Genomic DNA, 19,974 nt, shown 5'->3' with positions numbered 1-19,974 from the left:
GTCTCCTCGCTCACTGCGTGGTGTCGTGCGGGCCCCGAGTCCGGTACGCTAGCAAGTTGTTCCGTTCTTGGTGAACGGATGTATCTGAATAGAGGAGGCCGCCGGTGGATATCGACCTCACCGTTTTGAAGATGATGGAGCGGGAACGAGAGATCCCGTTCGACGAGCTCGTGCACATCATCGAGCAGGCGATCTTGACCGCCTACATCAAGAGTGAGACGCAGGGCGGCCAGGATGCTCCAGAAGCCCGGGTCGAACTCAACCGCAAGACCGGCCACGTGTCGGTTCTCATTCCCGAGCGCGACGAAGAGGGTGTCGTCATCGGTGAGTCCGAGACCATGCCGGATGACTTCGGCCGCATCGCCGCTTTCGCCGCCAAGCAGGTCATCAACCAGCGTCTGCGCGATATCGCTGACGACGCTGTTCTCGGCCAGTTCAAGGGCCGCGAGGGCGACATCGTCGCCGGTGTGATCCAGCAGGGTCCGAACCCGCGTATGATCCACGTCGACCTGGGAACGGTCGAGGCCATCATGCCTCCCGAGGAGCAGGTGCCGGGCGAGGACTACAAGCACGGTTCACGCATCCGTGTCTACGTCACCTCGGTGGCGAAGGGGCAGAAGGGTCCGCAGATCACGGTCTCGCGCACCCACCCGGGTCTCGTGCGCAAGCTGTTCGCGCTCGAGGTTCCCGAGATCGCGTCGGGCGTCGTCGAGATCATCTCGCTGGCCCGCGAGGCCGGCCACCGCACGAAGATCGCGGTCAAGGCCAACGACCCGAGCGTCAACGCCAAGGGCGCCTGCATCGGCGAGCTCGGCCGCCGCGTGCGCGCCGTCACCGACGAGCTCGGCAACGAGAAGATCGACATCGTCGACTACTCGCCGAACCTGCCGGTCTTCGTCGCCAACGCGCTGTCGCCCGCCAAGGTCTCGAGCGCTTTCGTGCTCGACGAGGCCACCAAGGCCGTTCGCGCCCTGGTGCCCGACTACCAGCTCTCGCTCGCGATCGGCAAGGAGGGCCAGAACGCCCGCCTCGCCGCGAAGCTGACGGGCGCGAAGATCGACATCCAACCGGATTCCGTAATGGAATCCGATTAGAGGTCGATCTTCGCGCCGGGGAGAGACGGCGAATCAGCCGTCTCTCCCCGGTCTCGGGCTTCGCCCGAGCACAAGCGCAGCTATTCAGCCACCACCGCGCGGCCTCTAGCCCATGCAACCCCAACGCATCACCCCGAAGGCCCCGGCCTCGAAGTCTCCCGCCCCGAAGGCCCTTGCCCCCAACGCTCATCACACCCCCCAGCCACTCACCCTTCCCCCCAAAAGTGAGTGGCTGAACCCATGTCAGGAGGGGAGTGCTACGATGGAACCACTACGAACGTGCGTCGGATGCCGTTCACGTGCCCCACAAACCCACCTCTTGCGATTCGTCGCGCGCGGTACGGAGCTCGTCGTCGATGAGGCGGCGGTTCTGCCCGGTCGAGGGGCATGGATCCATCCGAATCTCGATTGTTACCACCTCGCAGAGAAACGCCGAGCTTTCGGTCGCGCTCTTCGCGCTGGTAACGCCATCGACACGACACACCTAGAGAAATGGCTGAACGGCTAATGGACAACTAATGAGCGGCTCGAAATGAGACCCGTCCGTAAGTGAGGTCTGCCCTGTCCGGGGTCAGACCCAGACAGGAGAATAGTGGCTGGAAAACCACGCGTACACGAGATCGCATCCGAACTCGGTGTCGACAGCAAGGTCGCCCTTGCGAAATTGAAAGAGCTTGGCGAGTTCGTCAAGTCCCCGTCTTCGACGATCGAACCCCCCGTCGCGCGCAAGCTGCGTGCGGCGCTGGAGTCCGAGGCGTCGAAGGCTCCCGCAGAGTCTGGCGCACCCGCGCCCAAGGCTCCCGCGGCCAAGGCTCCCGCAACGGGTGCCAAGTCCGCGGCGAAGCCGTCGTCGGGCCCCACGCCCGCAACGGCCAAGAAGGCTCAGGATGCTCCGGCTCCCGCGCCCGCCGCGGCAACCCCCGCTCCGGCCGCTCCGGCCCCGGCTGCGCCCGCCGCACCGGCCGCCGAGAAGCCCGCCGCCGCATCCGCTCCGACGCCCGCAGCTGCCGCGCCGAAGACCGAAGCTGCTGCAGCGCCTGACGCCGCCTCGGCAGAGTCGTCGGCCGCTCCCTCGTCCTCCAAGCCGACCCCTGGCCCCGCCGCTCCTCCCCGTCCGGGTGGCGCAGCAGGTGCCCGTCCCGGCGCCCCGCGTCCGGGCAACAACCCCTTCGCGTCGTCGCAGGGCATGGGTCAGCGCCCGCCGCGTCCCGGCAACAACCCCTTCGCCAGCGCGCAGGGCATGGGCCAGCGTCCGACGCCGGCCAACATTCCTCGCCCGCAGGCTCCTCGCCCCGGCAGCCCCCGTCCCGGTCAGCCGGCTCAGGGTCAGCGCCCCGGCGGTCCCGGTCGTCCGGGTGGAGCCGGTCGCCCCGGTGGCGGCGGCTTCCAGCGTCCCGGCGGTGCCGGTGGCGCCCCCGCGGCTGGTGGCTTCCAGCGTCCCGGCTTCGGCCCCTCGCGTCCCGCGGGTGGCGGCGGCGGTCGCGGCCGTGGCCCCGGTGGTGGAACCGCCGGTGCGTTCGGTCGTGGTGGCGGCAAGAGCAAGTCGCGCAAGTCGAAGCGTACGAAGAGGCAGGAATTCGAGCTGCGGGAGGCCCCGTCGCTGGGTGGCGTGAGCGTTCCCCGCGGCGACGGCAACACGGTCGTCCGCCTGCGACGCGGTGCCTCGATCTCGGACTTCGCCGACAAGATCGACGCGAGCCCCGGAAACCTGGTCACGGTTCTCTTCCACCTCGGTGAGATGGCCACGGCCACGGAGTCGCTCGACGAGGCCACCTTCGAGGTGCTCGGCGACGAACTCGGCTACAAGATCCAGATGGTTTCGCCCGAGGACGAAGACCGCGAGCTGCTCGAGGGCTTCGACATCGACCTCGACCAGGAGCTCGAAGACGAGGGCGACGACCAGCTGGTCATCCGTCCCCCCGTCGTCACGGTCATGGGTCACGTCGACCACGGTAAGACCCGTCTGCTCGATGCCATCCGTAACGCCAACGTCGTCGCCGGCGAGGCCGGTGGCATCACGCAGCACATCGGTGCCTACCAGGTCGTCACCGAGCACGAGGGCCTCGAGCGCGCCATCACCTTCATCGACACCCCGGGTCACGAGGCGTTCACCGCCATGCGTGCACGTGGTGCGCAGGTGACCGACATTGCGATCCTCGTGGTCGCGGCCGACGACGGCATCATGCCGCAGACGGTCGAGGCCTTGAACCACGCCCAGGCGGCCAACGTGCCGATCGTGGTCGCGGTGAACAAGATCGACAAGCCCGACGCCAACCCCGCCAAGGTTCGTCAGCAGCTGACCGAATACGGTCTGGTTGCCGAGGAATACGGTGGAGACGTCATGTTCGTCAACGTCTCGGCTCGCGAGAACGTGGGCATCCAGGACCTGCTCGACGCCGTTCTGCTCACCGCAGACGCCGGGCTCGACCTGCGCGCCAACCCCGATAAGGACGCACGCGGTGTGGCCATCGAAGCGAAGCTCGACAAGGGCCGCGGTTCGGTTGCCACCGTGCTCATCCAGTCGGGAACGCTGCGCGTCGGAGACGCCATCGTCGCCGGCACGGCTTATGGCCGTGTGCGAGCGATGGTCGACGAGAACGGCGACACCGTCGCCGAGGCCGGCCCGTCGCGCCCCGTGCAGGTTCAGGGTCTGTCGAGCGTTCCCCGCGCCGGCGACACGTTCCTCGTCACCGAGGAAGACCGCACCGCCCGTCAGATCGCCGAGAAGCGTGAAGCCGCCGAGCGCAACGCCTCGCTGGCCAAGGCCCGCAAGCGCATCAGTCTCGAGGACTTCACCCGCGCACTCGAAGAGGGCAAGGTCGAGTCGCTCAACCTCATCATCAAGGGCGACGTGTCGGGTGCTGTCGAAGCGCTCGAAGAATCGCTGCTCAAGATCGAGGTCGACGACAGCGTGCAGCTGCGCATCATCCACCGTGGTGTGGGTGCCGTCACCGAGTCCGACGTCAACCTGGCGACGATCGACAACGCGATCATCATCGGGTTCAACGTCCGCCCCGACCCGAAGGCCCGTGAGCGCGCCGCCCGCGAGGGTGTCGACATCCGGTTCTACTCGGTCATCTACAACGCACTCGAGGACGTCGAGCAGAGCCTCACCGGCATGCTCAAGCCCGAGTACGAAGAGGTCCAGTCGGGTGTGGCCGAGATCCGCGAGGTGTTCCGTTCCTCCAAGTTCGGAAACATCGCCGGTGTCATCGTCCGCTCCGGAACGATCACGCGAAACGCCAAGGCTCGCGTCATCCGCGACGGCGTCGTGGTCGGCGACAACCTGGCCATCGAATCGCTGCGTCGTTTCAAGGACGACGTCACCGAGGTGCGCACGGACTTCGAGGCCGGTATCGGTCTCGGCAAGTTCAACGACATCCAGATCGGCGATGAGATCGAAACCACCGAGATGAAGGAAAAGCCGCGCGGCTAATCCCCACCTCCGAACCGGAGCCGGTCGGTCGCCTCAGGGCGGGCCGACCGGCTCCGGCCGTTAACGGATGTCCGAGCCACAACGGGGCGCGCAGGCATCCGATCACCGAGCGATAAGCTCGAACTCGCAGATTGAAAGAAAGAGGACACCATGGTCGATCACGCACGCGCCCGCAAGATGGCTGACCGCATCAAAGTGGTCATCGCCGAACGCCTCGACCGCGGCATCAAAGACCCGCGGCTCGGGTTCGTCACCATCACCGACGTTCAGGTGACGGGCGACCTGCAGCACGCCAGCGTCTTCTACACCGTCTACGGTTCCGACCAGGAGCGTGCTGACACGCAGGCCGCGCTGAAGTCCGCGACCGGCATGCTGCGCTCCGAGGTGGGCAAGAACATCACGGCGCGCCTGACGCCGTCGCTCGAGTTCATTCTCGACGCCATCCCCGAGAACGCTCAGCACATCGAAGACCTGCTGCGCACGGCGCGCGAGCGTGACGCCGAGGCGCTGAAGTTGGCGCAGGGCGCGAGCTATGCAGGTGACGAGAACCCGTATGTCACCGATGACGACGAAGACGAAGAGGCGGATGCTGCCGCGGCCCCCGTCGCGGCCAGTGCCCCTGTCGCAGCCGACGAGACCGCCGCGTCTGACGCGAGCATCTCGGAAGATGACGAAGCCGTCTCGGGCAACGACGACGCGAAGTAGCGTGAGCGTTCGTCGGCGCTGAGCCGAGGAACAGAACTGATCGGTAGACCGGCGGGCACAGGGTGTCCGCCGGTTTGCTGTTCCTGTCGCGGCGTCGGTCTCGGGCAGCAGCCGGAGCTACGGCAGGACGTAGCCCTCGTCTTCGGGCACGGCCAGGCCATCCGCGATGAGACCGGCCAGTGCGCGTTGCAGCTGGTCGACGTCGGGCCAGAGGCCGGCGATCTCGGCGGGGGTGACGGGGCGATGCGTGTGCCGCAGCTCGGCCATGATGAGCCCGCGCACGTGGCGGTCCGAGCCCTCGTACTTCTTCTGCACGGCCTTCTTCTGGCCCGTGTACTTCGGGTAGCCGGCGGCGCGCCAGCGGCAGATGTCGCGGAGCGGGCAGTCGTCGCACTGCGGGGAGCGGGCGGTGCAGCGGATGGCGCCGAGCTCCATGATGCCCGCGTTGAACGCACGCGCGTCGGCGAGATCATCCGGGAGCAGTGCCGTCATGGCGGGGAGGTCGCGTTTGGCCGACGGGGGACCGGGCTGGCCGTTGCCGTGGACGGCGCGCGCGATGACCCGGCGCACGTTCGTGTCGACGACGGGGTGCCGCAGGCCATAGGCGAAGACGCTGACGGCCCGCGCGGTGTAGTCGCCGATGCCCGTGAGCGCCAGCAGCTGATCGACGTCGGAGGGCACGACGCCGCCGTGTCGCTCGGTGATCTCGACGGCCGCGCGATGCAGCCACAGGGCGCGCCTCGGATAGCCGAGGTTAGCCCAGGCGCGCACGGCCTCTCCGGGCGGCGAGGCGGCGAGGTCGGCGGGTGTCGGCCAGCGGGCGAGCCACTCCTCGAGGCGCGGGATGACGCGGGCCACGGGGGTCTGCTGCAGCATGAATTCGCTGACCAGGGTTCCCCACGCCGTGAAGCCGGGGCGACGCCAGGGCAGGTCACGGGAGTTCTCGGCGAACCACGCGATGATCGGCGTCGCGACATCCAGGCCCGAGGATCGCTCATGTGCGGCGGCGTCGGACAGCGGCGACTCGGATGATTCGGGCATCGGTTTCAGAGTACCCGCTGGTCGAGCGCTCGAACGCCTGTCGGGTGTGCGGAGTAGGCTGAAAACATGATGCTGGCGAATACTCCGAGGGTTGTCCTTCTGCGCGATCTGCGCGACGAGATCTCGCACAACTACGGCGTCGGGCGCACGATCGTGGCGGTCGACGGCATCGGTGGTTCGGGGTCGGCGGAGTTCGCCGACGGCCTGGCCGAGGTGTTCCGCGAGCAGGGTCGCGCGTCCTTCCGCGCCTCCATCGACGACTTCCACCGGCCGCGCACCGAGCGCTACCGCCGCGGAGAGAACGATCCTCACGGCTACTTCGAGGACTCGTTCGACTACAGCCTGTTCCGCCGCGTGCTCATCGAGCCCTATCGTCTGGGTGGCAGCGCGGGCTTCCAGCTCGTGGGCTTCGACGAGCGGCGCGACCAGACGGCGCAATCGGCCTGGACGACCGCGCCACGCGACGCCGTGCTGATCGTCGACGGCGTCTTCCTCAACCGCACCGAGCTGCGCGGGCTGTGGCACTACTCCATCCGCCTCGACGTGCCCTACGGCGAGGCCTACCGCCGGTTGCACGAGACGCTGGGGGTCGACGCCGATCCCGAGGCTCCCTCGAACGCGCGCTACGTGGGCGGGCAGGATCTGTACCAGGCCGAAGGCGATCCGCGCACGCGGGCTTCGGCCGTGATCGACAACGCCGACCCCGCGCATCCACGTCGCTTGTTCCTCGATAGCTGCTGACCGAACTGCCGACGGCTGTTCTGCCCGCACGGCTGGCGGTTGTTCGGTATGCACGGCTGATGGCTCCGCTGAGTCCCGGCACCGACCCTCGACCCGCCCCCGCGCGGGCCGGCACACGGGTTATGGCAAGATTCTTGCGGGGCTGAACGAGGAGTGACGAACGTGGTGTCTGCAATTCTGCTGGTCGACAAGCCGATGGGCGTGACCAGCCACGACGTCGTCGCCAAAACCCGCCGCGCGGCCGGCACGCGCAAGGTGGGGCACGCGGGAACGCTCGACCCCATGGCGACCGGCCTCCTCATCCTGGGCATCGAATCGGCCACGCGGCTGCTCACCTATGTGGTGGGCGCCGACAAGGAGTACTTCGCGACCATCCGCCTCGGGCAGACGTCGTCGACGGATGACGCCGAAGGGGAGCTGGGGGAGCGCGCAGAGTCAGCGGCGTTGGCCGCGGCATCCGACGACGCGATCGCTCAGGGCATCGCCGCACTCACGGGCGAGATCTCGCAGCGGCCCTCGAGCGTCAGCGCCATCAAGGTCGACGGAAAACGGGCCTACGCGCGCGTGCGCGACGGCGAAGAGGTCGTGCTCGCCGAGCGCGTCGTCACGGTCTCCACGTTCGAGGTGCTCGAGCGACGCGACGAGGACGGCTTCGTGGACCTCGACGTGCGCGTCGAATGCTCGTCGGGCACCTACATCCGTGCCCTTGCGCGCGACCTGGGCGAAGCGCTCGGCGTCGGCGGACACCTCACGGCGCTGCGGCGCACGCGCGTGGGCTCCTTCCACGTCGACGGCGCGCCCACGCTGGCTGATGTCATGGCCGAGGGGTTCGATGTCGCCGGAGCGTCCATCACTCCCGCGGATGCCGCCGCTGCCCTCTTCCCGGTCGTGCACCTCGACGAGCACACGGCCGTCGACCTGGGCCACGGCAAGCGCATCCCCGCCGACATCCTGCCCGACACCGACGGCCCGATCGCCGCGATCGCTCCCGACGGGCGCCTCATCGGGCTCGTCGAGAAGCGGGGCGGCGCCGGAAAGACCGTCGTGAACTTCCCGCCTGATCCGGCCCAGGGAGGCACGAAATGATCGAATGGTTCACCTACGTGCAGGTGGGAGTCGCCGTCGTGGCGGCGCTGATCTGCTTCATCGCGGGGCTCGCCGGCAAGAAGCCCAACGATCTCACCATGGGGGCGACCGCCCTCGTCGAGGTGCTCCTCATCGTGCAGCTCGTCGTCGCCATCGCGGCTCCGTTCGTCGGCAACGAGGCATCCGGCAGCGTGCCCGAGTTCTACGTCTACCTCATCTCGGCCCTCATCCTGCCCGCCGCGGCCGGGTTCTGGGCGCTGCTCGACCGCAGCAAGTGGAGCACCGTCATCCTGGGGGTCGCGTGCATCGCCATAGCCGTCATGGTCTACCGCATGTACCAGATCTGGGCGGTCCAGGGCGCCTGAGCGCGGGCGGCCTGCGGCAACGAGAATAGAATCGATACGACATGACTGAGCAGAGCGCACCCGCCCCCGCACCCGCCGGAACCCCCGCATCCGGTCGCATCACCGGCATCGGCCGACTCCTCGTGGTCGTCTACGCCATCCTGGCGCTCGGCGCCACCGGCCGCTCGGTGTTCCAGCTGGCCACCAAGTTCGACGAAGCCCCCGTGGCGTATTCGCTGTCGGCCGTCGCCGCCGTGGTCTACATCGTCGCGACCGTGGCGCTCGTGCTTTCCCGGCGCGGTGCCGCGCGCCTCGCCTGGATCACCATCGGCTTCGAGCTCGCCGGTGTGCTCGTCGTGGGCCTCTGGAGTGTGCTCGACCCGGCGCTCTTCGCGCACCCGACCGTGTGGTCGTACTTCGGCGTGGGTTACCTGTTCATCCCGCTCGTGTTGCCCGTGCTCGGCCTGATGTGGCTCGCCGGTCAGCGCAAGCGCGAGCGGACGGCCGTCTGATGCTCTACACCGATCTCAGCGAGATCCCCGCGGGTTACGGCCCGTCGGCGGTCACGATCGGCAAGTTCGACGGTGTGCACGCCGGGCACCGCGCCGTGATCGGCGAACTCCTGGAAGAGGCATCCGCACGCCACGCGCGCAGCGTCGTCGTCACCTTCGACCGGCATCCGCTCGCGCTGCTGAAACCCGAGAAATGCCCGTCGTCCCTCGTCGGCAACCGACAGAAGACCGACCTCATCGCGCAGACGGGCGTCGACGACACCGTGCTGCTGCGCTTCGACGAGGCGTTCAGCCAGAAAAGCCCCGACGCCTTCGTGCGCGACATCCTGGTCGAGGCCCTGCACGCCGTCGTCGTGCTCGTCGGCGCCGACTTCCGCTTCGGTCACAAGGGCGCCGGCACGGTCGACACCCTCACCGAGTTCGGCCGGCAGCACGGCTTCGAGGTGCGCGTCGTCGAAGACGTCGCCCCGAAAGACGGTCGGCGCGTGTCGTCCACGTGGATCCGCGAACTGCTGGCGCAGGGCGAGGTGCGTCAGGCCGCCGAGTTGTTGGGCCACCTGCCCACCGTCAGCGGCGTCGTCGTGCACGGCGCAAAACGCGGCCGCGAGCTCGGCTTTCCCACCGCCAACCTCTCACCCGACTCGGATGGTCTCATCCCGAGCGACGGCGTCTACGCGGGCTGGTTGGTGCGCGGGGGTGCCTCCTACCCGGCCGCCATCTCCGTGGGCAACAACCCCACCTTCGACGGCGTGCCGCAGAAACAGGTCGAGGCCTACGTGCTCGACGAGACGCTCGACCTCTACGACGACGTCGTCGACGTGAAGTTCGTCGAGCGGTTGCGTGGCCAGGTGGCCTATCGCGGCATCGAACCGCTCATCGAGCAGATGCACGAAGATGTCGCCAAGGTGCGAGAAATCCTCACTCAGACTGCCTGAGGAGCTCCGGCCTGGCGCCTTGACCGCGCCGGCACGGAGCCGCGACGGGGATGGCGCATTGCGGCAAGCTACGCCAGCTCGGGCCCGCGGAACGGCGCATTACCCGGCGCCTCGATATGCGTGCGCGCCAGCTTCGCCGGGTTGGGCCCCTGCGCCTTGCGGCCCGCGAGATAGAGAATGATGCTCGCGGCGTCGGCCACGATGGGTGAGCCGTTGCCGATGCTCCAGCCCGCGTCGGCCGCCACGAGGCGACGGTTGCGCAGCAAGAGCCGGGCGTCGCGGCCGGCCGTGGCCTGCGCCATTCGAGCCACCTGATGGGTCGACTCGGGCGCGAAACCGAGCGGCACCGAGAGCGGCTGCAGGGCGTCGTACCCGTGCACGATCACTTCCATGAGCTCGCCCGGGCTGGTGCGACCGACCCCCTTCGACTTCTGCGCCGCGATGCGCCGAAGCTCGGCCACGAGCATGGGGATGCTGCGCGCCTGCCCCTCGCGCCGCGCGATGTCGTCCATCGAGGCCATGGGGTTGAGGTGCCGCTTCTGCGCCGTCGTGACGAGGATGTCGCCCACGAAACGGTGGGTCGGGCTGCCGACGCGCCACACGAGGTGGCCCACGACGTCGCGTGTCGACCATCCGTCGCACAGGCTCTGGAAGCCCCACTGCTCGTCGCTGAGCGTGTCGAGCGCGTCGGCGACGACCCCGAGGGCCATGCCGATCGGGCGCCCCCGCGATGCGGTGCGGCCGGAGTGCAAACGCTGAGCTGCCATGGAGCAACTTTAGTCCGAGGTGCGCTCGGGGGACAGGGTGCGAGTGCGGCGGGGCGCACCAACGGCCGCGGGCCAACCCCGCCAAAACCTGCTCACATGAGCAAAACACCTCGCATGTGTTGAAACGAGCAGGGGCCGGCCCTAGCCTGGAGGGAGCCCCCTCGGGCGCCCACCACGATCGTGAAGGAGTGCAGCATGTCCGACAGCGACGAACTCCTCTCCATCCGCGCGGCCGAGCTCTACTACGACGAAGACAAGACGCAAGACGAGGTCGGCCAGATTCTCGGCCTCACGCGCTGGAAGGTCGGGCGGCTGCTCGCCCAGGCCAAGGAAAAGGGCTACATCCGCATCGAGATCGTGCACCCGCGCGCCCGCAAGCTCGGCCTCGAGCGCGAACTGCGCGATGCCTTCGGCCTGGCCGACGCCATTGTGGTGCCCGTCTCGGGTGCCAAGAACGACGCCGAGATCCGCGACCGGGTCGCCCAGGGTGCCGCCGACTACCTCACCGCTCTGCGCCCCGTTCCGCGCACGCTCGGCATCAGCTGGGGCCGCACGCTCGACGATGTCGCCGCCAAACTCACCGACGGCTGGGCTACGCGTGTCAGCGTGGTGCAGATCAACGGCGGCGTCACCCTCAACCAGCGCGCGGGCACGGCCGCGGCAACGGCCGTCTCGATCGCCAAGAAGGCCTCGGGCGACGCCACTCTGCTGCCGAGCCCCGCCATCCTCGAACGCCTCGAGACGAAGAAGAGCATCGAGGGCGACCGCATGGTCGCACAGGTGCTGGGCATGGCCGCCGAGGCATCCGCTTATCTCTATTCGGCCGGTGTGGCCGGGCCCGACAGTGCCCACGTGCACAGCGGCTACCTGACCACCGAGAACGTGCGCGAACTCGTGCGCCGCGGCGCCGTGGGGGATGTCGTGGGCCGCTACATCGACGCCAACGGCATGATCGTCGACCCCTCGCTCGACGAGCGCACGCTCGGCCTGAGCCTCGATCAACTGCGCGCCGCACCCACGAGCATCGCCGTCATCGCGGGGCTGGCCAAACAAGCCGTCGCCCGCGCCATGGTGTCGTCGGGCCTCTGCACGGTGCTCGTCACCGACGAAGAGACCGCCCGCGCGGTGCTCAACCCCTAAACCTCTGAACCTCTGAACCCCAGCACCACAGAACGAGAAGAGACCTCATGCACGACGCCGGAAAAGAACTGGCACGGCCGACGGCCCTCGAGATGCTCGACGGCCCCATCACCGACGCGAGCCTGCGCCGTTACCTCGACGGCATCCCGGGTGTCGACGCCGTGGGCCTCGAGCAGCGCGCCGCCGATCTCGGCAGCCGCAGCATCAAGACCACCTCGAAGGCCTGGGCGCTCGACACCATCATCCGACTGATCGACCTGACCACGCTCGAGGGTGCCGACACCCCCGGCAAGGTGCGCTCGCTCTCGGCCAAGGCCGTGACGCCGGATGCTTCAGACCGCAGCACCCCGCAGGTGGCGGCCGTGTGCGTCTACGGCGACATGGTGCCCTACGCCGTCGAGGCGCTCGGCGCCCACCACTCCGTGGGAGGCGAGGGCGGCATCAACGTGGCCGCCGTCGCGACCGCGTTCCCGTCGGGCCGCGCCTCGCTCGCCGTCAAGCTTGCCGACACGGCCGACGCCATCGACGCTGGGGCCGACGAGATCGACATGGTCATCGACCGCGGCGCGTTCCTCTCGGGCCGCTACGGCCAGGTCTACGACGAGATCGTCGCCGTGAAAGAGGCGTGCCGCCGCAGCGACGGCAGCTACGCGCACCTCAAGGTCATCCTCGAGACCGGCGAACTGAACACCTACGACAACGTGCGCCGCGCCTCGTGGCTCTCGATCCTGGCGGGCGGCGACTTCATCAAGACGTCGACCGGCAAGGTCTCGCCCGCCGCCACGCTGCCCGTCACGCTGCTCATGCTGCAGGTCGTGCGCGATTGGCACCTGCTGACGGGCGAGAAGGTGGGCGTGAAGCCCGCCGGCGGCATCCGCTCGTCGAAGGATGCCATCAAATATCTCGTGACGGTCGCCGAGACTGTGGGCGAGGAATGGCTGCAGCCGCACCTGTTCCGGTTCGGCGCCTCCAGCCTGTTGAACGACGTGCTGCTGCAGCGCCAGAAGCTCACGACGGGCCACTACTCGGGCGCCGACTACGTGACCATCGACTGACCCGCAGCCGGCCCACCCCACCCACTTTCGCTCTGCCAGCATCCATAGAAAGGCACGACATGAGTTTTCTCGACTACGCCCCGGCGCCCGAGTCCACCTCCGTCCTGAACCTGAAGAAGCAGTACGGCCTCTTCATCAACGGCGAATTCGTCGACGGTCGCGGGGATGGTTTCGCCACCATCTCGCCCGCCACCGAGAAGCACATCGCCCAGATCGCCACGGCCACCGACGCCGACGTCGACGACGCCGTGCGCGCCGCCCGCCGCGCCTACGACACCGTGTGGTCCACCATGTCGGGAAGCGACCGCGGCAAGTACCTCTTCCGCATCGCGCGCCTCGTGCAGGAGCGCGCCCGCGAGCTCGCCGTGGCCGAGAGCCTCGACAACGGCAAGCCCATCAAGGAGAGCCGCGACGTAGACGTGCCCCTCGTGGCCGCCTGGTTCTTCTACTACGCCGGCTGGGCCGACAAGCTCGACCACGCCGGCCTCGGCGCCAACCCGCGTTCGCTGGGCGTTGCCGGTCAGGTCATCCCGTGGAACTTCCCGCTGCTCATGCTGGCGTGGAAGATCGCGCCCGCCCTCGCCGCCGGAAACACCGTCGTGCTGAAGCCCGCCGAGACGACGCCGCTCACGGCGCTCATCTTCGCCGAGATCCTGCAGCAGGCCGAACTGCCCGCGGGTGTCGTGAACATCGTGACCGGTGCGGGAGCGACGGGCCGCGCGCTCGTGGCCCACCCGGGCATCGACAAGGTGGCGTTCACCGGGTCGACCGCCGTGGGCCGCGAGATCGCCCGCACCATCGCGGGAACCTCGAAGCGCGTCACGCTCGAACTGGGCGGCAAGGCCGCCAACATCGTCTTCGACGACGCGCCCATCGACGAGGCCGTCGAGGGCATCGTCAACGGCATCTTCTTCAACCAGGGCCACGTGTGCTGCGCCGGCTCGCGCCTGCTCGTGCAGGAATCCATCCACGACGAGGTCATCGAGCGCCTGAAGCGCCGCATGTCCACGCTGCGCGTTGGCGACCCGCTCGACAAGAACACCGATGTCGGCGCCATCAACTCGCGCGAACAGCTCGACCGCATCCGCGCGCTGAGCGACCAGGGCGAGGCAGAGGGCGCCGAGCGCTGGAGCCCCGACTGCGAGCTGCCCACCGACGGCTTCTGGTTCAAGCCCACCATCTTCACGGGCGTCTCGACGAGCGACACGATCGCGCGCGAAGAGATCTTCGGACCGGTGCTCTCGGTCCTCACGTTCCGCACCCCGGCCGAGGCCATCGCGAAGGCCAACAACACGCCCTACGGCCTGTCTGCGGGCATCTGGAGCGACAAGGGCAGCCGCATCCTGGCCGTGGCCGACAAGCTGCGCGCCGGCGTGATCTGGGCCAACACGTTCAACAAGTTCGACCCGTCGTCGCCGTTCGGCGGCTACAAGGAGTCGGGCTACGGGCGTGAGGGCGGCAAGCACGGGCTCGGCGCCTACCTCGCCACCGCGGCATCCGGCACGTCGCTGCCGTCGAGCATCGCGCCCTCGGTGCCGGCCGAGCTGAGCGCGCCCGCCGAGCCGACCACGCCCGCCGAGCCGACCGCCGCCGAGCAGGCATCCACGACCGAGACCACCACCGCCCCGAACGGAGCAGCAGAATGAGCCGCCTGACCGTGCCCAAGACGTACAAGCTCTACATCGGCGGAAAGTTCCCGCGCAGCGAATCCGGCCGCACCTACGAGGTGCGCGCGGCCGACGGCGGGTTCCTCGCCAACGCCGCCCAGGCCTCGCGCAAGGATGCCCGCGATGCCGTGGTCGCCGCGCGCGCCGCGGTTTCCGGATGGTCGGGTGCAACGGCCTACAACCGCGGACAGGTGCTCTACCGCATCGCCGAACTGCTCGAGGGCCGTCGCGCCCAGTTCATCGACGAGATCGTGCACGTCGAGGGCGTCTCGCCGGCCGAGGCCGCCGCGCAGGTCGACGCCGCCATCGACCGCTGGGTCTGGTACGCCGGCTGGGCGGACAAGTATCAGCAGGTCACGGGCAACGCCAACCCGGTCTCGGGCCCGTACTTCAACCTGAGCGTGGCCGAGCCCACGGGCGTCGTTGCGGTCATCGCGCCGCAGCAGAACAGCCTCATCGGCCTGGTCGGCGTCGTCGCGCCGGCGCTCGTCGCAGGCAACACGGTCGTCGTCGTGGCCTCCGAGGCCGCGCCCCTGTCGGCCATCAGCCTGGCCGAGGTGCTCGCCACGAGCGACGTGCCCGGGGGAGTCGTCAACATCCTCACGGGTTCGCCCGCCGAGATGGCGCCGTGGCTCGCCGGCCACGCCGACGTCAACGCCATCGACCTGACGGGTGCGGCCGAGCTCGACTGGGTCGACCTCGAGATCGCGGCCGCCGAGACGCTCAAGCGCGTGCTGCGGCCCGCCGGCGGTGTGGATGCCGCAGCCCCCGCCCTCGAGCGCATCACGTGGCTCACCGAGACGAAGACCGTCTGGCACACCAAGGCGCTCATCTAGCGCACCCTGCCGAAGCGCTCTGCGCCTCCCTTCGACGGCCCCGCCCCGTGCTCGCATGCACAGGTCGGGGCCGTCGTCAACGCATCGGACGGTGTCGGTGGTCACGCGTAGTGTCGGAACATGGACCAGCCTCACGCATCTTCCCGCCACATCCTCGTCACCGGTGCCACCGGTTACATCGGCGGGCGCCTGGTTCCGCGGCTGCTCGAGGCGGGGCACACGGTCACGGTGCTCGCGCGCAGCCCGCAGAAGCTGAGCGATGTGCCCTGGGCGTCGGAGGTGACGGTCGTCGAGGGCGACCTCTCCGATCGCGAAGCCGTGCGGCGCGCGGTCGATGGCGTCGACGTCGTCTATTACCTCGTGCACTCCATGGGGCAGAAGGGCGACTTCGAGCAGGCCGACCGCGAGGCCGCAGCCACGATGGCCGAGGCATCGGCGCGTGCGGGTGTCGCACGCATCGTCTACGTGGGCGGGCTGCATCCCGACGACCCCCACCTGTCTCGCCACCTGCGCTCGCGCGTCGAGGTGGGCAACGTGTTCCTCGAGTCTGCGGTGCCCTCGATCGTCTTGCAGGCGGGCGTCGTCATCGGTTCGGGTTCGACGTCGTTCGAGATGATCCGCCACCTCACCGATGTGCTGCCCTACATGCCCGCGCCCAAGTGGGTGCGCAACAAGATCCAGCCCATCGCCGTGCGCGATCTGCTCTACTACCTGGTCGAGGCGGCCGTCGTGCCCGGTGAGATCAACCGCACGTTCGACGTGGGCGGCCCCGATGTGCTGCGCTACGGCCAGATGATGAACGGCTACGCCCTCGAGGCCGGTCTGCGCCAGCGGGGCATCGCCGCCCTGCCCGTGCTGACACCGTGGCTGGCGTCGCAGTGGGTCAACCTGGTCACGCCCGTGCCGCGCTCGCTGGCCGTGCCGATCATCGCGTCGCTGCAACAGAACTGCGTCATGCGCGAACACGATATCGACGGCGTGATCCCACGCCCGCCCGAGGGCCTGCTCACCTACCGCCAGTCGGTGCGCCTGGCCCTGCAGCGCGTGAAAGACGGCGAGGTCGAGACCAGTTGGCGCAACGCATCGGTCGAGGGTGCACCGAGCGACCCGCTGCCGAGCGACCCCGATTGGGCCGGTCACACGGTGTGCATCGACAAGCGCCAGCAAGAGACGGATGCCTCACCCGCCGAGTTGTGGCGCGTCATCGAGGGCATCGGCGGCGAAAACGGGTGGTACTCGTTCCCGCTAGCCTGGGCCATCCGCGGCTGGATGGACCGCATCGTCGGGGGAGTGGGCCTGCGCCGCGGCCGCAGCAACCCCGCGCGACTCAACACGGGCGACGCCCTCGACTTCTGGCGCGTCGAGCACATCGAGCGTGGGCGCCTGCTGCGGCTGCGCGCCGAGATGCGCGTGCCCGGTGGTGCCTGGCTCGAGATGGGCGTCGAACCGCGCGGCGACGGCGGCTCGACCTACACGCAGCGCGCCGTCTTCTTCCCCAAAGGACTGGGCGGGCGCCTCTACTGGTATTCGTTGGTGCCGTTCCACGGCGTGATCTTCACGGGCATGGCCAACCGCATCACGGCGGCTGCCCTCGCCCAGACGAAGAAAGACGTCCCGACGGACGAGAACGTCCCGGCCTAAGCCTCCTCGCACCCGGCGCGGCACACCGTAGCCACGCCGGTGCCACACCGGCGTCATCCAGGCCCCGCAGAGTAGACTGGTCACGCGCCCGTCGTTTGTGATGCCGAGCCGCGAGTCTTCTCGCGTTGATCGATCATCCCCGCGCCGCCCGCACTCATCGACCACCGGCCTGTCGGCCGGTACTTCGACTGCTCAGGAGGAGCATGCCGTACTCCGGCTTCGGCCAATCATCGGGGGGCCGTTCTGCCGGCTCCCGCTCGTCAGGGGGCCGTTCGACCGGCCGCGCCACCACCCGGGGCGGTTCCTCGGGCCGCTCGAGCCGTGGGCAGGGCAACCGCCAGTCGTCCCGCCACGACGACGCCGCGCCCATCATCCCGATCCTCGCCCGCAAGGTGCGCGAGGTCGAGGCCAAGGCGCAGAAGGGCAAGGTCGGCCCCACCAACCGCACCAAATTCCAGGTCATCGCGTTCCTGGTGCGCGAAGAGCGTGCCAAGGTCAAAGCCGACCAGGAGATGGACCCGGCGATCCGCACCGAGCTGCTCAAGCGCCTCGACGGTGTCGCCACCATCCTCGCCAAGACCGCCGCGCGCGACACCTCGCTCATCACACTGCTCGAAGCGGATGCCGCCACCACCCCCGTCGCCCAGAAGCTGCGCCGCGACTGGCTGCTCGAATCGGGGGCCGAGCTGAGCCCCGACGAGCTCATCATCACGACGACCAAGCCCGCGCCCGCCGAGGTCGTTCCGCCCGAATTGGCGCAGCGCCAGGTCATCCCGCAGTCGGTCAAGGCCCGTCAGCTGGCGAACCCGTTCCTGCCGCCCGACTTCAGCAAGGTTCAGCCCACCGAGGCCCCGCGCCGTCGCCTCGACAGCTGGGAACTCATGGGCCCGCTGTACAAGGCGTTCGAAATGGGATCGGGTGGGTCCGTCGCCTCGATGGAACTGCCCGAGGCCCCCAAACTCGACCGCATCTCGCCTCCCGGCCGCGAGGTCATGAAGCACCAGGCGCGTTTCGTCGAGAGCGTGCGCCTCGGCCACCGCAGCTTCCTGCTGGCCGATGAGCCCGGCCTCGGCAAGACCGCGCAGTCGGTGCTTGCCGCGTCGGTCGCCGACGCCTACCCGCTGCTCGCCGTCGTGCCCAACGTCGTCAAGATGAACTGGGCGCGCGAGGTCGAGCGGTGGACCCCCAATCGCCGGGCCACCGTCATCCACGGGGATGGCGCCACCCTCGACGCCTTCGCCGACATCGTCGTCGTCAACTACGAGGTTCTCGACCGGCACCTCGCCTGGCTCGGCACCCTCGGGTTCCGCGGCATGGTCGTCGACGAGGCGCACTTCATCAAGAACCTGCACTCGCAGCGCTCGCAGCACGTGCTCAACCTGGCCAACCGCATCCGCAGCAACACGCCGGGCGGCGACCCGCTCATGCTCGCGCTCACGGGAACGCCGCTCATCAACGACGTCGAAGACTTCAACGCCATCTGGCAGTTCCTCGGCTGGGTCAAGGGCGACCGTCCCTCGCCCGAGCTCATGGAGCGGCTCGAAGAGACGGGTCTCACGCCCGCCGACCACGGCTTCTATCCCGCGGCCCGCACGGCCGTCATCGACATGGGCATCGTGCGCCGGCGCAAGACCGACGTGGCGAAGGACCTGCCCGACAAGCTCGTGGCCGATCTGCCCGTCGAACTCGACGACGAGGTGGGTCGCAGCATCCGCCAGGCCGAGCGCGAGCTGGGCGATCGCCTGCGCGCGCGCTACGACCGCATCATCGAGGCGCGCCCCGACCGCCCCGACCGCATCACGCGCTTCGGTGAGCCCGACGAAGACATCATGCGCCTCGTGGCGCAGGGCGAACTCGACGAGGCCAAGGGTTCGGGCGGCGCCGAGAACGTCTTCACCATGGTGCGCAAGATCGGCCAGGCCAAGGCCGGGCTCGCGGCCGACTACACGGCCCAGCTCGTGCGCTCGGTGGGCAAGGTCGTGTTCTTCGCCAAGCACATCGACGTCATGGACACGGCCGAGCGCGTCTTCGCCGAGCGCGGCCTCAAGACCGTCTCGATCCGCGGCGACCAGACCACGCCCGTGCGCCAGAACGCCATCGACGCGTTCAACGGCGACCCGGATGTGCAGGTCGCGGTGTGTTCGCTGACCGCCGCCGGCGTGGGCCTCAACCTGCAGGCCGCGTCGAACGTGGTGCTCGCCGAGCTCAGCTGGACGGCCGCCGAGCAGACGCAGGCCATCGACCGCGTGCACCGCATCGGCCAGGGCGAACCCGTCACGGCCTGGCGCATCATCGCGGCGCACACGATCGACACCAAGATCGCCGAGCTCATCGACTCGAAGCAGGGTCTCGCGGCCCGCGCGCTCGACGGCAGCGATCAGGATGTCGCCTCGAGCGATTCGGTGCAGCTCAACGCCCTCATCCACCTGTTGCGGTCGTCGTTCGAGGTCATCTAGTGGCGGGGCGCACGTCACGCCCGGCCGCCGGTGGCGGCGACGGGCGCAAGAGCGCGTTCCAGCGCGGCCGTGAGGCGGCGGCTCGGGGCGACTCGTTCCGCTCGGGTTCCGGTGGGGCTTCGGCCTCCTCCGGTGGGCGCGGCCGCGGCCGCACGCCCGAACCGATCCCGACCCGCCCGGCGCTCGCGCCCGCCCTCGTGGCGGCCATCGCGTTGTTCGCGGGTGTCGCCCTCATCGGCAACACCTGGTTCGTCGTCATCCTCTATGTCGTGGCCATCTTCGCCGCGATCATGGCCGTCTATGCCGTGCAGGCGGGCAAACCGTTCTGGCTTGCGCTCTTCGTTCCGGTCATCGTGCTGTGGAATCCGATCTACCCGCTGCCCTACGCGGACTGGTTCGCCAGCAGCGAGGGGCTGCCGTGGATACTCGCGCAACCGATCGCGGCCGTGTTGCTCGTGCTCGCGGGCATCTTCATCCGGGGCGAGCGCATCCCCGAACGCGACTGAGCGCGCATCCAG

General features: G+C 68.9%; 18 protein-coding genes. 16 read left to right on the top strand and 2 right to left on the bottom strand.

The window, feature by feature from the left end; translation table 11 throughout:
* Window positions 1–104 precede the first annotated feature (104 nt).
* The 4 genes from nusA (at window position 105) to rbfA (ending at window position 5,235) form a co-directional block, all read left to right on the top strand.
* Window positions 105–1,094 carry a transcription termination factor NusA gene (gene nusA, locus ACUWEX_RS09935; protein WP_079728384.1) on the top strand — a complete coding sequence of 330 codons (990 nt, stop codon included), beginning with the start codon at window positions 105–107 and terminating at the stop codon, window positions 1,092–1,094.
* 112 nt (window positions 1,095–1,206) lie between these two features.
* Window positions 1,207–1,602 carry a YlxR family protein gene (locus tag ACUWEX_RS09930; RefSeq protein ID WP_445996133.1) on the top strand — a complete coding sequence of 132 codons (396 nt, stop codon included), beginning with the start codon at window positions 1,207–1,209 and terminating at the stop codon, window positions 1,600–1,602.
* Between the two features lie 84 nt (window positions 1,603–1,686).
* On the top strand, window positions 1,687–4,530 hold the full coding sequence (gene infB, locus ACUWEX_RS09925; RefSeq protein WP_445996132.1) for a translation initiation factor IF-2: 2,844 nt from the start codon (window positions 1,687–1,689) through the stop codon (window positions 4,528–4,530).
* 150 nt (window positions 4,531–4,680) lie between these two features.
* On the top strand, window positions 4,681–5,235 hold the full coding sequence (gene rbfA / locus ACUWEX_RS09920; protein ID WP_445996131.1) for a 30S ribosome-binding factor RbfA: 555 nt from the start codon (window positions 4,681–4,683) through the stop codon (window positions 5,233–5,235).
* A 117-nt stretch (window positions 5,236–5,352) separates the two neighbouring features.
* Here rbfA and ACUWEX_RS09915 read toward each other — a convergent pair whose 3' ends face one another.
* On the bottom strand, window positions 5,353–6,276 hold the full coding sequence (locus ACUWEX_RS09915; protein WP_445996130.1) for an A/G-specific adenine glycosylase: 924 nt from the start codon (window positions 6,274–6,276) through the stop codon (window positions 5,353–5,355).
* 66 nt (window positions 6,277–6,342) lie between these two features.
* Here ACUWEX_RS09915 and ACUWEX_RS09910 point away from each other — a divergent pair, with 66 nt between their 5' ends.
* From ACUWEX_RS09910 to ACUWEX_RS09890, 5 genes are all read left to right on the top strand, one after another.
* Complete coding sequence (locus ACUWEX_RS09910) at window positions 6,343–7,017, top strand: uridine kinase (RefSeq protein ID WP_445996129.1); 675 nt, start codon at window positions 6,343–6,345, stop codon at window positions 7,015–7,017.
* A gap of 162 nt (window positions 7,018–7,179) precedes the next feature.
* Window positions 7,180–8,103 carry a tRNA pseudouridine(55) synthase TruB gene (gene truB / locus ACUWEX_RS09905; protein WP_445996128.1) on the top strand — a complete coding sequence of 308 codons (924 nt, stop codon included), beginning with the start codon at window positions 7,180–7,182 and terminating at the stop codon, window positions 8,101–8,103.
* Window positions 8,100–8,468: a hypothetical protein gene (locus ACUWEX_RS09900; RefSeq protein ID WP_445996127.1), complete on the top strand. Its 369-nt coding sequence runs from the start codon at window positions 8,100–8,102 to the stop codon at window positions 8,466–8,468. The genes truB and ACUWEX_RS09900 overlap by 4 nt, the downstream gene beginning before the upstream one ends.
* Window positions 8,469–8,509: 41 nt before the next feature.
* The gene (locus ACUWEX_RS09895; protein WP_445996126.1) at window positions 8,510–8,959 is read left to right on the top strand and encodes a hypothetical protein; all 450 of its coding nucleotides are present in this window, start codon (window positions 8,510–8,512) and stop codon (window positions 8,957–8,959) included.
* Window positions 8,956–9,894 (top strand): bifunctional riboflavin kinase/FAD synthetase, encoded by a 939-nt coding sequence (locus ACUWEX_RS09890; protein WP_445997637.1) that lies wholly within the window; start codon window positions 8,956–8,958, stop codon window positions 9,892–9,894. Before ACUWEX_RS09895 ends, ACUWEX_RS09890 begins: the two co-directional genes overlap by 4 nt.
* 68 nt (window positions 9,895–9,962) lie before the next feature.
* On the opposite strand, the gene ACUWEX_RS09885 is transcribed toward ACUWEX_RS09890, so the two are convergent.
* The gene (locus ACUWEX_RS09885) at window positions 9,963–10,661 is read right to left on the bottom strand and encodes a maleylpyruvate isomerase family mycothiol-dependent enzyme (RefSeq protein ID WP_445996125.1); all 699 of its coding nucleotides are present in this window, start codon (window positions 10,659–10,661) and stop codon (window positions 9,963–9,965) included.
* Window positions 10,662–10,856: 195 nt separating this feature from the next.
* On the opposite strand from ACUWEX_RS09885, the gene ACUWEX_RS09880 reads away from it, so the two are divergent.
* The 7 genes from ACUWEX_RS09880 (at window position 10,857) to ACUWEX_RS09850 (ending at window position 19,962) form a co-directional block, all read left to right on the top strand.
* On the top strand, window positions 10,857–11,801 hold the full coding sequence (locus ACUWEX_RS09880) for a sugar-binding transcriptional regulator (protein ID WP_079728392.1): 945 nt from the start codon (window positions 10,857–10,859) through the stop codon (window positions 11,799–11,801).
* Window positions 11,802–11,893: 92 nt separating this feature from the next.
* Entirely contained in the window at window positions 11,894–12,856 is a 963-nt protein-coding gene (deoC, locus tag ACUWEX_RS09875; RefSeq protein ID WP_445997636.1) for a deoxyribose-phosphate aldolase, read from the top strand.
* Between the two features lie 59 nt (window positions 12,857–12,915).
* A complete protein-coding gene (locus tag ACUWEX_RS09870; RefSeq protein ID WP_445996124.1) occupies window positions 12,916–14,502 on the top strand; it encodes an aldehyde dehydrogenase family protein in 1,587 nt (528 codons plus the stop codon).
* The gene (locus ACUWEX_RS09865; RefSeq protein WP_445996123.1) at window positions 14,499–15,359 is read left to right on the top strand and encodes an aldehyde dehydrogenase family protein; all 861 of its coding nucleotides are present in this window, start codon (window positions 14,499–14,501) and stop codon (window positions 15,357–15,359) included. The genes ACUWEX_RS09870 and ACUWEX_RS09865 overlap by 4 nt, the downstream gene beginning before the upstream one ends.
* A gap of 120 nt (window positions 15,360–15,479) precedes the next feature.
* On the top strand, window positions 15,480–17,000 hold the full coding sequence (locus tag ACUWEX_RS09860; protein WP_445996122.1) for an SDR family oxidoreductase: 1,521 nt from the start codon (window positions 15,480–15,482) through the stop codon (window positions 16,998–17,000).
* Between the two features lie 203 nt (window positions 17,001–17,203).
* Entirely contained in the window at window positions 17,204–19,456 is a 2,253-nt protein-coding gene (locus ACUWEX_RS09855) for a DEAD/DEAH box helicase (RefSeq protein WP_079728396.1), read from the top strand.
* Window positions 19,456–19,962 carry a hypothetical protein gene (locus ACUWEX_RS09850; protein ID WP_234991177.1) on the top strand — a complete coding sequence of 169 codons (507 nt, stop codon included), beginning with the start codon at window positions 19,456–19,458 and terminating at the stop codon, window positions 19,960–19,962. The genes ACUWEX_RS09855 and ACUWEX_RS09850 overlap by 1 nt, the downstream gene beginning before the upstream one ends.
* Window positions 19,963–19,974 lie beyond the last annotated feature (12 nt).

Source organism: Okibacterium fritillariae (genome assembly GCF_052783725.1).
The sequence above is the reverse complement of the archived record's forward strand: the minus strand, read 5'-3'. Positions and strand labels throughout refer to the sequence as shown.

Excerpts from the sequence above, each read along its gene's own strand:
- ACUWEX_RS09895 (WP_445996126.1), top strand. The coding sequence starts at position 8,510 with ATGACTGAGCAGAGCGCACCCGCCCCCGCACCCGCCGGAACCCCCGCA.
- ACUWEX_RS09870 (WP_445996124.1), top strand. The coding sequence starts at position 12,916 with ATGAGTTTTCTCGACTACGCCCCGGCGCCCGAGTCCACCTCCGTCCTG.
- ACUWEX_RS09930 (WP_445996133.1), top strand. The coding sequence starts at position 1,207 with ATGCAACCCCAACGCATCACCCCGAAGGCCCCGGCCTCGAAGTCTCCC.
- ACUWEX_RS09900 (WP_445996127.1), top strand. The coding sequence starts at position 8,100 with ATGATCGAATGGTTCACCTACGTGCAGGTGGGAGTCGCCGTCGTGGCG.
- deoC (WP_445997636.1), top strand. The coding sequence starts at position 11,894 with ATGCTCGACGGCCCCATCACCGACGCGAGCCTGCGCCGTTACCTCGAC.
- rbfA (WP_445996131.1), top strand. The coding sequence starts at position 4,681 with ATGGTCGATCACGCACGCGCCCGCAAGATGGCTGACCGCATCAAAGTG.
- ACUWEX_RS09855 (WP_079728396.1), top strand. The coding sequence starts at position 17,204 with ATGCCGTACTCCGGCTTCGGCCAATCATCGGGGGGCCGTTCTGCCGGC.
- ACUWEX_RS09885 (WP_445996125.1), bottom strand. The coding sequence starts at position 10,661 with ATGGCAGCTCAGCGTTTGCACTCCGGCCGCACCGCATCGCGGGGGCGC.
- ACUWEX_RS09865 (WP_445996123.1), top strand. The coding sequence starts at position 14,499 with ATGAGCCGCCTGACCGTGCCCAAGACGTACAAGCTCTACATCGGCGGA.
- ACUWEX_RS09880 (WP_079728392.1), top strand. The coding sequence starts at position 10,857 with ATGTCCGACAGCGACGAACTCCTCTCCATCCGCGCGGCCGAGCTCTAC.
- ACUWEX_RS09860 (WP_445996122.1), top strand. The coding sequence starts at position 15,480 with ATGGACCAGCCTCACGCATCTTCCCGCCACATCCTCGTCACCGGTGCC.
- ACUWEX_RS09915 (WP_445996130.1), bottom strand. The coding sequence starts at position 6,276 with ATGCCCGAATCATCCGAGTCGCCGCTGTCCGACGCCGCCGCACATGAG.
- ACUWEX_RS09910 (WP_445996129.1), top strand. The coding sequence starts at position 6,343 with ATGATGCTGGCGAATACTCCGAGGGTTGTCCTTCTGCGCGATCTGCGC.